The organism is Acinetobacter sp. 197 (assembly GCF_048148385.1).
In the GTDB taxonomy this organism is placed as follows: domain Bacteria; phylum Pseudomonadota; class Gammaproteobacteria; order Pseudomonadales; family Moraxellaceae; genus Acinetobacter; species Acinetobacter pecorum.
The window spans coordinates 1-13,347 of sequence record NZ_JAYWZK010000015.1; the positions used below are offsets into that span (position 1 = coordinate 1).

Genomic DNA, 13,347 nt, shown 5'->3' on the forward strand with positions numbered 1-13,347 from the left:
ACCCATGTGAGAGTAAGTCATCGCCAGCTCATTATTCGAAACACCCCCGGTCTAAAGGCCGGGGGTGTTTTTTTATGCGGGGAATTTAGTCGAAAGCTTATAAATATTATTTTTCACATAAAACCACAGCAGAAAATCCGCAGGGTAGGCGTATACTGGAACAGGTTTCTGGAGCGGATATGTCCTCAAATTTATCTTCAAGCCATATTGAATATGGGTCCTCTGCCTTTAAAGCGGTTTTGTTTTCCTTGTTTCTGGCTGGATTTGCAATTTTTTCTTCATTGTATTGTGTTCAGCCGATGATGCCGATTCTGGCAGACTATTTTCATATCTCTCCTACGCAAAGCAGTTTTCCACTTTCATTTTCTACCATTGCATTAGCTGTTGGTCTTATTTTTACTGGACTAATCTCGGACCGTTTTGGCCGCAAGCCGATTATGGTCTGGTCTTTATTTTCAGTTTCAGTATTGTTGTTACTGAGTGCTGTATTGCCAGTTTGGTCAGTATTTCTGGCTACCCGAATATTAATTGGTTTAACCGTGAGTGGCGTGGCCGCAGTGGCGATGACCTATATTGGGGAAGAGGTGGCCGCGAAAGATATCGGTTTGGCCATGGGACTCTATATTTCTGGAACTGCGATTGGTGGTATGAGTGGCCGTTTGATTGCTGGGGTATTGGTAGACTTTATTTCCTGGCAATCAGCGACTTTAATCATTGGACTAATTAACCTCTGTATTGCGACAATCTTCTATTTTTTGTTGCCTAAATCCAGGAATTTTCAAGCTTATCCTATTAAATTAAGCCGCTTCCTTACTGCATTTCAGCATAATCTGAGTGATCCCAAACTGCGAATCTTGTTCTTGCAAGGTTTCATCCTGATGGGCTGTTTTGTTTCAGTCTTTAATTATCTCAGCTATCGCCTGATTCAGTCACCTTTTGAGCTGTCGCATGTCTGGATTGGCGTGATTTCTATTACCTATCTGGCAGGAATTTATAGTTCGCCTCGTGCGGCGGCATGGAGCCAGAAATTTGGACGTTTCCAGGTATTGGTGGCCATGCTTGCCAGCATGCTGCTAGGATTAGTGTTGATGCTAGTCAACAGCTTGGTGCTTGTTTTTATTGGTCTGCTCATTTTTACCTTTGCATTTTTTGCTGCACATTCCACGGCCAGTAGTTGGGTGTCTGTGCAATCTTTACAGTATCGTGCTGTAGGATCATCACTTTATTTATTCTGCTACTATCTTGGATCCAGTGTGCTTGGCAGCTCGAGTGGTCTGGTCTGGGAAAATACCGGATGGCGCGGCCTCAGTTTATTCATCGGCATTATTTTGATAGTCGGTTTATTGGTAGCTCAACAGTTAAAACCTAAAATAAGCAGACTAGAAACAGAATAAGCATATATTCCTGATTAAGGTCTTAAAGCCAGTATTGTATAAATTATAATCAAGCAACCTCAGCTGAATTCATGCTAAAATGCTCGGCTTTCATCTTTGATCTATTTTTTGATCTTCCATCTGCCAGCCGAGAATTGCTAGCCATGTCTACTGCTTATACCATGCAGACAGCGCCTACAGCGTTGTTTGATTACGACAAATATTGGGCGTCGTGTTTTGAACCTGCGCCATTTTTGCCGATGTCACGCGAGGAGATGGATCAACTCGGCTGGGACAGTTGTGACTTTATTTTAGTCTGTGGCGATGCCTATATTGATCATCCTTCATTCTGTTCAGGCATTATTGGGCGTACCCTAGAAGCGCAAGGCTTTCGTGTCGGGATTATTGCGCAGCCAGACTGGACCAATGTTGAAGCCTTCCGTGTATTGGGTAAACCCAATATTGCATGGGGTGTAACTGCGGGCAACATGGACTCAATGATCAACCGTTATACGGCAGATCGCAAAATCCGTTCCGACGATGCCTATTCACCAGACAACCAGCCAAACAAACGTCCTGACCGTGCAGCAACCGTGTATTGCCAGCGTGTACGCGAAGCCTATCCAGATGTGCCCGTATTGTTAGGTGGGATCGAAGCCTCACTACGTCGTATTGCGCATTATGATTACTGGTCAGATAAAGTGCGTCGTTCAGTATTGATGGACTCTAAAGCTGATCTGTTGATGTACGGTAATGGTGAGCGTTCCATTACTGAAATCATGCATCGCTTGGCGCGTGGTGAAAAAATCCAAGATATTACCGATGTTCGTGGTACAGCGTTTATTGTCAATAAACACAACCGCCCATCGAAAGCCAAATTTGTTGAAATCGCATCGAATGATGTCGATACCATTGGTCGTGTCGATCCAATTATTAACCCTTATGTCATGACTGAAGATATTGAAGGTTGTGAAATTGAGCAGGGGAAGGACTCGAGTCAGTACCAGGGTTTCCAAAAAGAACATGTAGCCAATCCAATTGTCCGTGAAGGCGATAATTTGGACGAAAATACGCAAATCGTGCAGCTACAACCGGCATCTAAAGCAATTAAACATAAATTACCGCCGCGTGAATTGGCCGTAATCCGTTTGCCTGCTTTTGAAGAAGTTGCTGCTGATCCAGTGCTTTATGCACATGCCAATCGTATTTTGCATCTTGAAACCAATCCAGGTAATGCACGTGCATTAGTTCAAAAGCATGGTGAGCGTGACGTATGGTTAAATCCACCGCCAATTCCATTAACCACGGAAGAAATGGATTATGTGTTTGATCTGCCTTATGCACGTCTGCCACATCCATCTTATGGTAAAGCACGTTTCCCAGCTTTTGACATGATTAAGTTCTCTGTAAACATCATGCGTGGTTGTTTCGGTGGTTGTACTTTCTGTTCAATCACAGAGCATGAAGGTCGTATCATTCAGAACCGTTCTGAAGAATCGATTTTGCGTGAAGTAGAAAAGATTCGTGATACAGCACCTGGCTTCACAGGCATTATTTCGGACTTAGGCGGCCCAACCGCCAACATGTACCGCTTGGCATGTAAAGATCCTGAGATTGAAAAGAACTGTCGTAAGCCATCGTGTGTATTCCCAGGCGTATGTCAAAACTTGCATACTGACCATGCACCGTTGACACAGCTTTATCGTAAAGCACGTAGCTTACCGGGTATTAAAAAAATTCTGATCGGTTCGGGTCTGCGTTATGATCTGGCGGTCTTAAACCCAGAATATGTCAAAGAATTGGTCACTCACCACGTAGGTGGTTACTTAAAAATTGCGCCTGAACATACCGAAAAAGGCCCGCTCAATAAAATGATGAAGCCGGGTATTGGTACGTATGACCGCTTCAAGCAAATGTTTGATCGTTACAGTAAAGAGGCCGGTAAGGAACAATACTTGATTCCTTATTTCATCGCGGCGCATCCGGGCACCACCGATTACGACATGATGAACTTGGCGATTTGGTTGAAGAAGAATGGCTTCCGTGCCGATCAGGTACAGACCTTCTATCCATCACCCATGGCGACTGCAACCACCATGTACTACACCGGTAAAAACCCATTGGCGAAAGTAGCGCGTTACACTGAAAATGTCGACATTGTGAAAGGTGAGAAGCGTCGTCGTCTGCACAAAGCTTTCTTACGTTATCATGATTCAAACAACTGGCCTTTACTGCGTGAAGCCCTGAAAGAAATGGGTCGTCAGGATTTAATTGGTAACTCGAAACAGCATTTGATTCCGACTTATCAGCCTGCAGGCAGCGCAGACGGTCAGTATCAATCGGCGCGTAAGAAAAATTCGACGGTTGCTGGTGATTCGCAAAAACGTACCGGCGAGCAGGGGAACCGTAGCAAGGCTGCACAAGCTCAGCCCCGTCCTTCAAATACCAAGAAGCGTCCTGAGCGTGGTCAAATTCTGACCCAGCACACGGGTTTACCACCACGTGAAACGGACGATACCAAAAAACCCTTTGGTGGGCAAAAGCCTAAAGCGAAGTCCAAATCACGTGCATAATTAAGTTAATAAAAAGACACTTCGGTGTCTTTTTTTAGCGCTGAGGTAAAGTAACGTAGCTAAGGACTATGATTAAAAAATGTAAAGGGATGTATTATTTGCATTATGTATTGCTAAAAAGTGGTATAAAAATAACACTTTGTCGGAATTGTCCTACAGTTAAGCAGATTTGTATTGCGATCAATTCTATGGATGTTTTAGAGTGCGTTATCAGTACTTTAAATCCACTTTCATTGGCATTCAAAAAGATGTCATTTTAGGTAACACAAAATCGAGTTTTGATACCGGTTGTATGGGTATTTAAGCAGATTGGTTGTTAGCTCTATTTAAAATAAAGCGTGGGTTTATACTGCACAACAATAAAACAAAAATGATTATAAGAATGCAAGGATTTAGGCATGACCACCTATATTATGATTGGGAGTTTCCTGCTCTTCTGTGTCGTGCTCATGGCATGGAAAAAGCTCGGAAATAATTCCAAACCACAAGACAGCGCGTTGAAGCAGCGTGCGATTTTCAATCTGAATGAGCAATTGACCTTCACTCGACTGAGAGAAGTTTTACCAGAATGCATCATTCTGGCTCATGTTTCCTATGATGCCTTAATGACCACCAAATTTAACCGGACTCGACACAAGTACCGTAACCTGACTGCCGATTTTGTAATTCTGGATCAGCAATATCAGATTCTGGCAGTTGTAGCGGTAGATGACCCTTTAATCCTTAAGCGTCCACAACAGACAGGGTTCCAGGATGCATTACTGACCATGGCTGGTTATCGGGTGATCCGTTACGACGATGTGCCGGAATATTATCAGTTGCGCCAAGACTTTTTGCAGGAGCAAGCGCAAATGCAGAAAATGCCCAAATATACAGTTAGCAATGATCTGAAAAAATACTATCTATATTCAGATTTAGAGCGCAGTAAAATTAAAGCAGTCGGTTAAAACAAAAAAGCATGCCAGAAGCATGCTTTTTTATGAATCGATCTAGGAAAATTATTCCGGTTTAACCGCCACGACGGTCAGTTCGACCAATACCCGTGGATCATACAGTTTTGCTTCGACACAGGTACGAGGCAGCGCTTCGATATCCGCCACCCAGGCATCCCAGACTTCATTAAAAGCCGCATAGTCATGCTCAATATCCTTGAGATAAATTGTGACTGACATGATGTGACTTTTATCAGTACCGGCATCTGCCAGAAACTGGTCAATAATATCTAAAGTCTGTTGGGTTTGCCCTTTAATATCCAGTTCGACATCTGTAGCCAGCTGGCCTGCAAGATGTACCAGATTACCGGCAATGGCAATTTCCGAAAAGCGTTTCGATACGTGTAAACGTTCAACTGTCATGTTGTTCATCCTGAGTTTTGGGCATCAGGGCTGCGACCAGTGCAGTCAGCAGACAACCCACCGCCAGATAGATCGCTACATAATGCCATGAACCGTCTGCCCAAATCACCAGTGCAGCTGCAATAAATGGGGTAAATCCACCACCAATGATACTCGCCACCTGATAGCCAACTCCGGCACCGCTGTAGCGGTATTCGGTGCCAAACAGTGAGGTGAAAATCGGTTGATGGACACTGACCACCATATCATGGGCAACGTTTGCCAGTAAAATTGCCCCGATGATAATCATCCAGGTATTTTGTGCATCGAGCGCCATAAAAAATGGAAAGGCTGAGAGTGCACCAATCAAACCACCCCAGACACACATTTTCTGATGATTGAATCTATCTGCCAGCCAGGCAAAGAAGGGAATACTGAAGCAGCTAATGGCCCCGACCATCAAGGTAATATTCAGGAAGAACTGTTTGTCCATGCCCAGATTACTGGTGGAATAGTTCAGGGCGAAATTGGTGACCAGATACATGGTCAGCAATTCGGTCAAACGTAAAGCAATGATATAGAAAAAAGCTTTAGGATGTTTACTGATGGCCTGCAAGATTGGCAGCTTTTCTGGCTGATGGTCTGCTTTTACCACCTTTTCTACAAATTCCTGAGATTCATCCTGATCACGGCGAATCCACATGGCAATGCCGATCAACACGATACTGGCTAAAAAGGGAATACGCCATGCCCACTCAGCAAAGGCGTCTTCACCCAGTGTCGCGAGTATAAGCGATACTGCACCGGTGGCCAGAACCAGACCGACGCCGTAACCGACCTGAACACCACTGCTATAAAAGGCCTTTTTTCCTTTTGGTGCATTTTCTACGGCCATGAGGGCTGCACCGCCCCATTCACCACCGACGGCAAAGCCTTGCAAGGCACGACAAAACACCAGTAGTACCGGTGCCCACCAGCCAATTGCCTCGAAATTTGGCAGCAGGCCAATCCCTACCGTGGAAATTCCCATCAGGATTACCGTAAGTACCAGCATTTTTTTACGGCCGAGTTTGTCACCAAAGTGACCAAATACTACACCACCTAAAGGACGAAACAGGAAGCCGACCCCAAAGGTGGCCAGAGCTGCCAGGGTACCCATGTTCTCGCCAATACTGGGAAAAAACTGATCTTTAAAAATTAAGGCTGCAACAATGCCGTAAAGGAGAAAATCATACCAATCGACAACAGCACCAACAAAACTAGATAGCGCAGCTTTACGTGCGCGTTGTTCTTGAATAACAGAAGAATTTACAGAAGACATGCAGGAGGGAATTCCATGAGTTACATCAGAGTTGCCCTGTAATATTCGGATTTGATCGTCACGCCAATTACAGGACAGCATGCTGAAAGTAAAGGTGATTTTCAGCATCTCAGCACATACATGGATAATGCATTGCGCAGATAGATTACTCTAAAAAATCAAAATGTAAAAACAAAGTTGCCGTCTTTTTAAACCGATGCTTAAAACATGAACAGAAACTGCTTAGAGCAGTGACAATTGGGTTTCAATCTCGGGGACGCTGAGCTGATATACGCCTACACCGATCAGCCGGAATTGCATCTGCGGGGCAATATGCAGATCGTCGAGCAGTAAGTCCAAGGCTTGGGCTAATTCCTGTGGACTACGCAGTATCTGTTTAAAACTTTTACTGTGTTGCATCACCTGAAAGTTCTTGAGTTTTAATTTGACCGTAACGCCGCGAGCCGAAAGCTGTTTCTTTTGCAGACTTTGCCAAACCTGTACCAGTAAGGGCTCCCAGTAGGGACGACATTCACTCAGATACAGGTCATCATCAAAAGTAGTTTCTTTAGAGATTTGCTGGCGTTCTCGTTCCACTTCGACCGGTCGTTCATCAATACCTTGAGCATATAAAAACAGCCGTCGTCCATATTTGCCAAAATGCTGAATCAGTAAGGCTTCATCAATCTGCTGTAAATCTCCCAAGGTGTTCAGGTTCAGGCTGCTCAGTTTTTCCTGGGTAACTTTTCCCACACCGGGAATTTTTTTTAGGGGCAGATTCTGGATAAATCCCTGAACTTGTGATGGCTTAATCACACAGATGCCATTCGGTTTGTGCCAGTCCGAAGCAATTTTAGCGAGAAACTTGTTGGGCGCTACACCAGCAGACGCGGTTAATCCGGTGGCTTGAAAAATATCCTCGCGAATCCGCATGGCGACTTCGGTAGCACTTGGAATTTGTTTTAGATTCTCTGTGACATCCAGAAAGGCTTCATCCAGAGACAGTGGCTCAATCAGGGAAGTATATTGCTGGAAGATGTGATGAATCTGTGCCGATACCTGCCGGTATTTGGCAAAATCCGGCTCAATCACGATGACCTGAGGACACAGTTTGCGCGCCTGCCCCATGGACATGGCAGAACGCAGGCCATAAACCCGTGCCGGGTATGAGGCAGCCGCGACCACCGCCCGAGGATGATGCGAAGCAATCACCATAGGTAAGTTTTTCAGTTCTGGACGTTCACGCAGCTCTACCGAGGCATAAAACGCATCCATATCGATATGAATAATTTTGCGCATGTTCGCTATCTTAAGGGGCTTTAATCGGATTGGGAAGCGACGGCTGCGTTGAGTAAATAGGGCTGTGGTCCGCTTAGCAGGACAACTTTGGTCCCTTGTCTCTCGGCAGCCTGAATCAGAAGTTGTAAACTTTTTGGGGAGTCATCGGCAAGACGGGGTAAAAATTGCAGCGGCTGGTTTAAAGGCTGAAAAAAATCATCCCAATGTACCGGGATCACCACTTTGGGCTTGAGCAGGTTCAGGGTTTCAGCCAGATATTGCTGCTGATAGGCAGCAGATTGTCTGGAGAGCTGGGCAATGCCTAAAAACAGGGTGTCGACTTCCAGATGTTGTAATTGCTCTGGAATAAATCCGGTACTGGCCTTGACCAGAATTTTATATCCCACATGCTCAATCAGGTAATCGAAACTGCCACCTTCTTTAAATTCGGAAAATTTGGCCGGAAGGGTAAAAGGCTGCAGCAACTCTTCGCCTAAATCATCATTTACCGCTGTGGGCGGGGTATGTTGTGAGGGAATGGCAGTGATCTGGAAGTTTCCCCATTGCTGTACTTGCCCAAGCTTAACCGGCTGTAATTGCTGTGGAATAACTTTAGGGTTTGCCCGGGCGATATTCAGGGTGCTAGGTGAACCGACGACAGCAGTTCCGGGAAGCATTTCCAGTAAGGCCGGTACATCCAGAACATGATCATAATGTGAGTGAGTGACCAGAATGGTTTGGGTTCGACTCAATTCATGGCGTTGCACCAGTTGTTCGAGGAGTAGCCTGTCACTTTGAATCGGGCGGCTAAGTACTTGCCACAAAGATGGCCGGCTAAAGAAACCATCGATCAGGATCTGATCGTGACCATCATCGAGTAACAGGGTGGACACACCAAAAAATTTAACGGTGAGACCGTGAACGGATGTACCGGTTTTCGGCTGCCACGCTTGAAAGTCCCTGAGTTTTCCTGAAGCTTGCAACAGATAAGCCAGTGTACCCGCGATGAGCAGGAGAAGAATTAGCAGACCGAGTAAAACGCCTTTTATCCATTTCAATCTTTGTATTTCCTTGTTGTTTTTATAAAGAACCTATTTTCAGGCGATGAACTTTATTTCGCCTGCTCTTCATATGAAGGTACTGCAATCGCATTCTTTTTGAGAAAATCCAGCCATTGCTGTTCTGAGCCATAAAAAACATTCAGGTCTACCGGTGTGGTAATACCGGGAATTTTCCCCTGACTGGTATGTTGCCAAAATAGCCACGCTGGCTGATCTTTTAAATCAGGCAGACCCTTGTATTCACGTACCCAGAGCGGTACGTCGGGAAAATTTCCTACCAGTACAATATTATAAAAAGCTTTAGAAATATAGAAAATCGGCTGCTTGCCGTAATGCTTTTTCAGGGCATCGTGCATCACCTGAATTTCGTTTAAAAGCTGCTCTTTAGAATAGGTATTGATGCATTTGCTGTCATATTCCAGATCAATCACTGGCGGTAAGGCATCCGGTTTATTGGGTACGGAGTCAATAAAATTCTGGGCTTGAATGCTGCCATCGCGGCAGAGCCGGTAAAAATGATAGGCGCCGACCAGAAAGCCGCGCTCCCGGGCCTTGAGCCAGTTTTCCTGAAAACGGGTGTCTTTAAAGTCGCCGCCTTCAGTGGCTTTCAGATAAACAAAACGATACTTTTCAGGCGGAATCTGCTGCCACTGGATCTCTTTTTGATGATGCGATACATCAAATCCTTGAATTGGATAATCGGCAGCATGGGAAGACGGGGTTTTCATCAGATAGAGATAAACCATGGCGATCGTAACCAATATGACCAGAAAGCCAAACCCTACTAAAAGCGGCTTGCTATATCTGCTCCAAATCTGATGTTTTTGCATCTTCAGTCCTTACCTGTATCTGAGCTGGTCTAAAGACCGCCTCAGTCTGAATTTTATTATCGCATTAGACAGGGGTGTTTTTCGGAATATGCCAGAAAATATAGGCCGCAATAATATTGATGCAGCCCAAACAGATCAGTGCCATATGAAAAGCAGCCACCAGATTGTCAGCGCCGTAATAGGCACCCAGCATGTTGACCAGGGTACTGGCCAGTGCCACCCCGATACTCATCGACAGCATCATGATCATTGACAGAAAGCTGTTGCCGCTACTGGCATCCTGCTGGTTTAAATCCTTTAAAGTCAGGGTGTTCATAGAAACGAATTGGAGTGAATTCAGAACCCCGAAAATAAAGAAATGCATGGTTCTTAACCAGAGCGGGGTGTCTGCTGTAGTCAGGGAAAAACTGGCAATACACAGGCCGACCAACAAGGTGTTGACCAACAAGACACGACGATAGCCGAAGCGCTGCACAATACTGCGGATAATCGGTTTGGAGGCCAGGGAACCGAGTACAGTGGGAATCATCAGCAAGCCGGTCATAAAGGGTTCAAAACCAAATGCCACCTGCAGCATTAAAGGCAATAAAAATGGAATCGAGTTACCGCCCAGACGCGCAAAAAAATTACCCAGAATTCCGATCGAATAAATTTTATTCTTAAACAGTTTGCTACGGAATAATGCATTCTGATGGGTGTGCGAATGATAGGCATAGATAAGCGAAGCTACCAATCCAGCCAGAATCAGGGCCAGACTCCACCAGAGCGGATGTTGTGGACTGGCAAAATTTTCAATACCAAGACATAGCGATACCATGGCGATGATGAGCAGGATAAAACCGCCAAAATCGAAACGTGCTACCGTAGGTTCAAGCACATTGGGCATGGCTTTAAGGGTAATCAGGGCACCCAGGATGCCAATCGGTAAATTAATCAGGAAAATCCAGCGCACGGACATATATTCGACCATCCATCCGCCTAAGGTCGGTCCAATCAGCGGACCGATCAGTCCGGCCAGGCTCATTAGGCTCATGGCAGCCAAGAACTGGGTTCGCGGAATAATCTTCAGCATCGCCAGCCGGCCAACCGGGAGTAAAAAGGCACCCCCTATGCCCTGAAATACCCGATAGATGAGTAATTCATTCAGACTTTCAGCCCAGGCGCAGCCCAACGATGCCAGAGAAAAAATGATAATGGCAGAAAAATAGATGTTTCTGACCCCAAAACGGTCCGCCAGCCAGCCACTCAAGGGGATGCAGGCTGCCACTGACAGGACATAAGCCACGACCACACCGTGCATCCGCAGCGGATCTTCCTGTAAATTCTTAGCAATTGCGGGCAGGGCCGTGTTGATAATGGTACTGTCCAGCCCCTGCATAAAAAAGCCGATCGACACCAACAAGACCAGCAGTCTGAATTCAGGATCTAGGGCTTGATGCGTAGGCGTGGCATTCATAATTATGGAAAGCTTAAAATTTTTAATAGTTTAAAGGAAACAGCCGGGTATGTCGTATATAAAGCGTGTCAACTTTTATAGCGTCGTGTGTCAAGGAACTGCAAGAAATCGGTCATGGTAAAGTCATGTTCTGGGCATAAGGGAGCAATGACATCAGGGAGTCGCCCTATGATTTATCAAGTCGATCTAGAGCCGCTAAAAGCTGCTAGATTCAGAGCACTTCGCTACTCTTTTTTGTAAGACCGGCATATATATGACAGTGTTGTCATTAAAATGAAATAAAACCGTCATAATCTTGGGCCAACTTTTCAGCAGTGCTGAAATCTCCTCGCGTATAGGTTTGTGTTTATGACAATCGAGATTTTGATGGTGATCGGCTTCTGTTTAGCCGCCTATTCTATTGTCGGAAATGATGTGCCTCAAACCTTAGGGACATTTATTTCATCAAATTCCCATCGCCCATGGTGGGTATTGTGGATTTATATCAGCTCAATTTTAATTGTCGTATTGATCTATGGTTGGTATGCATCCGGGGTAGGTGATGCCTCATACGGTCGTCTAGAAACCATTCCTTTCCCTGAAGGTGGCATTACCTGGCTGTATATTGTGCCGCCTATTCTCCTGTTAATACTGACCAGATACGGGATTCCAGTCAGTACTACCTTCCTGGTGCTTACGATCTTCTCTCCTGCCAGCCTAGGCTCGATGATGGTCAAATCGATGATGGGCTATGCCGTCGCCTTTATCGTGGCGATTGTCATCTATCGTTTTGTGGCCAAGCAGCTGGCACGCCATTTTGCCAAGACACGTCATCAGGAGCACTCCAAGGTCTGGATGGGCTTGCAGTGGGTCTCTACCGGTTTCCTGTGGAGCCAATGGCTGATTCAGGATCTGGCCAACATCTTCGTGTATGTACCACGTCAGGTGCCGTTTGAATTCCTGATGTTTGCGATTACGGTATTCGTGGTGTTGCTGGGCGTGATTCTGTATCAACGTGGCGGAGCCATCCAGAACATTGTCGACACCAAAACCGGTGTAACCGACATTCGTGCTGCAACGATTATCGACTTCATGTATGCCATTATCCTGTTAGTTTTCAAAGAGTGGAGCAACATTCCAATGAGTACCACCTGGGTATTCCTGGGCTTACTTGCAGGTCGTGAATTTGCCATGTCGATGATTCTGGATGAAGTCAACAAACATCGTACTTCACGTAATGTCAGTGCAGATGCCATGAAACTGATGTTCGGTCTGGCCATGTCGGTCATTCTGGCAACAACTTTGCCGATGTTTTATGAGTTTGTGACGAATTATGGACAATAAGTCCTAGTATTAAAAATCCGAGAAAAAAGCGAGCCAGGTGCTCGCTTTTTTATTAATTGGAACGGTTTAAACCACAAATCTTTGTGGATGGCCTAAATTGGTTAAAGTTGTATAAATTTCTTCTTCATGTTCACAAATGATCAGTTTGGCACGATGTTGCGGCGGTAAAAAACCATCTTCAACGGCACGATCCAGTTGTGCAATCAAGGCATCATAGAACCCATTGACGTTATATAGCATCATCGGTTTCTGGTGCTGGTTCAATTGGCCCCAAGTGGCAATTTCCAGAATTTCCTCAAAAGTACCTAGTCCACCTGGCAAGGCCACAAAGGCACAGGCTCGCTCAGCCATCATGGCTTTGCGTTGATGCATGCTGGTCACCACATGTAACTCTGTCAGCTGGTTATGGGCAATTTCATAGTCCAGCATAAATTCGGGAATGACGCCCACTACTTCACCACCATGCTGGATCATGGCATCCGCGACCTGTCCCATCAGGCCAATACTGGCGCCACCATAGACCAGCCCGAAACCATGTTCTGCCAGTCCTTGCGAGATTTGAAGGGCTTTTTCTAAATAAATCGGCTTGTTGCCTGCACGTGAACCACAATAGAGTGCCACTAAAGGACGAGTTGTTTTTGGGGAGTTGTCTTTAAAATAATCTGTCATTTGAATTACGCTTTGCATTTATTTTCTTCACCTTATCATTTTTCTTTCTGGTGACTCTAGCTTAATTAATAAATATGACAATTCTGTGAGCAGCTGTATTTTCACAGCATTTCAGCCAGACAAAATTCATCGATAAACAGCCATGAAAAA

The 13,347-nt window shown here is 45.3% G+C and carries 11 protein-coding genes; 4 read left to right on the forward strand and 7 right to left on the reverse strand.

Translation table 11 applies throughout. From position 1 onward, the window contains the following. The first annotated feature begins 179 nt into the window (after window positions 1-179). The 3 genes from VXQ11_RS13640 (at window position 180) to VXQ11_RS13650 (ending at window position 4,893) form a co-directional block, all read left to right on the forward strand. Window positions 180-1,394, forward strand: coding sequence for an MFS transporter (locus VXQ11_RS13640; RefSeq protein WP_416706277.1), 1,215 nt, complete (start codon window positions 180-182; stop codon window positions 1,392-1,394). A 143-nt stretch (window positions 1,395-1,537) separates the two neighbouring features. Next, window positions 1,538-3,946, forward strand: coding sequence for a YgiQ family radical SAM protein (locus tag VXQ11_RS13645; protein WP_416706278.1), 2,409 nt, complete (start codon window positions 1,538-1,540; stop codon window positions 3,944-3,946). Window positions 3,947-4,344: 398 nt separating this feature from the next. Continuing rightward, the gene (locus VXQ11_RS13650) at window positions 4,345-4,893 is read left to right on the forward strand and encodes a hypothetical protein (RefSeq protein WP_064102331.1); all 549 of its coding nucleotides are present in this window, start codon (window positions 4,345-4,347) and stop codon (window positions 4,891-4,893) included. 51 nt (window positions 4,894-4,944) lie between these two features. On the opposite strand, the gene VXQ11_RS13655 is transcribed toward VXQ11_RS13650, so the two are convergent. The 6 genes from VXQ11_RS13655 to mdtD all read right to left on the reverse strand — a co-directional run bounded on the left by VXQ11_RS13655 (window position 4,945) and on the right by mdtD (window position 11,205). Then, window positions 4,945-5,301 carry a RidA family protein gene (locus VXQ11_RS13655; RefSeq protein ID WP_064094693.1) on the reverse strand — a complete coding sequence of 119 codons (357 nt, stop codon included), beginning with the start codon at window positions 5,299-5,301 and terminating at the stop codon, window positions 4,945-4,947. After that, window positions 5,291-6,601: a shikimate transporter gene (gene shiA, locus VXQ11_RS13660; RefSeq protein ID WP_416681713.1), complete on the reverse strand. Its 1,311-nt coding sequence runs from the start codon at window positions 6,599-6,601 to the stop codon at window positions 5,291-5,293. Before shiA ends, VXQ11_RS13655 begins: the two co-directional genes overlap by 11 nt. Window positions 6,602-6,823: 222 nt before the next feature. Continuing rightward, complete coding sequence (gene dinB, locus VXQ11_RS13665) at window positions 6,824-7,879, reverse strand: DNA polymerase IV (protein WP_064102333.1); 1,056 nt, start codon at window positions 7,877-7,879, stop codon at window positions 6,824-6,826. Between the two features lie 20 nt (window positions 7,880-7,899). Further along, entirely contained in the window at window positions 7,900-8,916 is a 1,017-nt protein-coding gene (locus tag VXQ11_RS13670; protein ID WP_191730898.1) for an MBL fold metallo-hydrolase, read from the reverse strand. A 53-nt stretch (window positions 8,917-8,969) separates the two neighbouring features. Further along, window positions 8,970-9,749 carry a GH25 family lysozyme gene (locus VXQ11_RS13675; RefSeq protein WP_416706279.1) on the reverse strand — a complete coding sequence of 260 codons (780 nt, stop codon included), beginning with the start codon at window positions 9,747-9,749 and terminating at the stop codon, window positions 8,970-8,972. A gap of 64 nt (window positions 9,750-9,813) precedes the next feature. Then, complete coding sequence (mdtD, locus tag VXQ11_RS13680; RefSeq protein ID WP_064094688.1) at window positions 9,814-11,205, reverse strand: multidrug transporter subunit MdtD; 1,392 nt, start codon at window positions 11,203-11,205, stop codon at window positions 9,814-9,816. Window positions 11,206-11,553: 348 nt separating this feature from the next. On the opposite strand from mdtD, the gene VXQ11_RS13685 reads away from it, so the two are divergent. Then, window positions 11,554-12,528 (forward strand): hypothetical protein, encoded by a 975-nt coding sequence (locus tag VXQ11_RS13685; RefSeq protein WP_064094687.1) that lies wholly within the window; start codon window positions 11,554-11,556, stop codon window positions 12,526-12,528. Between the two features lie 66 nt (window positions 12,529-12,594). Here the strand turns inward: VXQ11_RS13685 and VXQ11_RS13690 are convergent, their stop codons facing one another. Next, a complete protein-coding gene (locus VXQ11_RS13690) occupies window positions 12,595-13,215 on the reverse strand; it encodes a TIGR00730 family Rossman fold protein (protein WP_064094686.1) in 621 nt (206 codons plus the stop codon). Window positions 13,216-13,347: the final 132 nt, after the last annotated feature.

Bases quoted from the DNA above. Each gene is read 5' to 3' on its own strand.
- VXQ11_RS13640 (WP_416706277.1), top strand. From the start codon at position 180: ATGTCCTCAAATTTATCTTCAAGCCATATTGAATATGGGTCCTCTGCC.
- VXQ11_RS13645 (WP_416706278.1), top strand. From the start codon at position 1,538: ATGTCTACTGCTTATACCATGCAGACAGCGCCTACAGCGTTGTTTGAT.
- VXQ11_RS13650 (WP_064102331.1), top strand. From the start codon at position 4,345: ATGACCACCTATATTATGATTGGGAGTTTCCTGCTCTTCTGTGTCGTG.
- VXQ11_RS13655 (WP_064094693.1), bottom strand. From the start codon at position 5,301: ATGACAGTTGAACGTTTACACGTATCGAAACGCTTTTCGGAAATTGCC.
- shiA (WP_416681713.1), bottom strand. From the start codon at position 6,601: ATGTCTTCTGTAAATTCTTCTGTTATTCAAGAACAACGCGCACGTAAA.
- dinB (WP_064102333.1), bottom strand. From the start codon at position 7,879: ATGCGCAAAATTATTCATATCGATATGGATGCGTTTTATGCCTCGGTA.
- VXQ11_RS13675 (WP_416706279.1), bottom strand. From the start codon at position 9,749: ATGCAAAAACATCAGATTTGGAGCAGATATAGCAAGCCGCTTTTAGTA.
- mdtD (WP_064094688.1), bottom strand. From the start codon at position 11,205: ATGAATGCCACGCCTACGCATCAAGCCCTAGATCCTGAATTCAGACTG.
- VXQ11_RS13685 (WP_064094687.1), top strand. From the start codon at position 11,554: ATGACAATCGAGATTTTGATGGTGATCGGCTTCTGTTTAGCCGCCTAT.
- VXQ11_RS13690 (WP_064094686.1), bottom strand. From the start codon at position 13,215: ATGCAAAGCGTAATTCAAATGACAGATTATTTTAAAGACAACTCCCCA.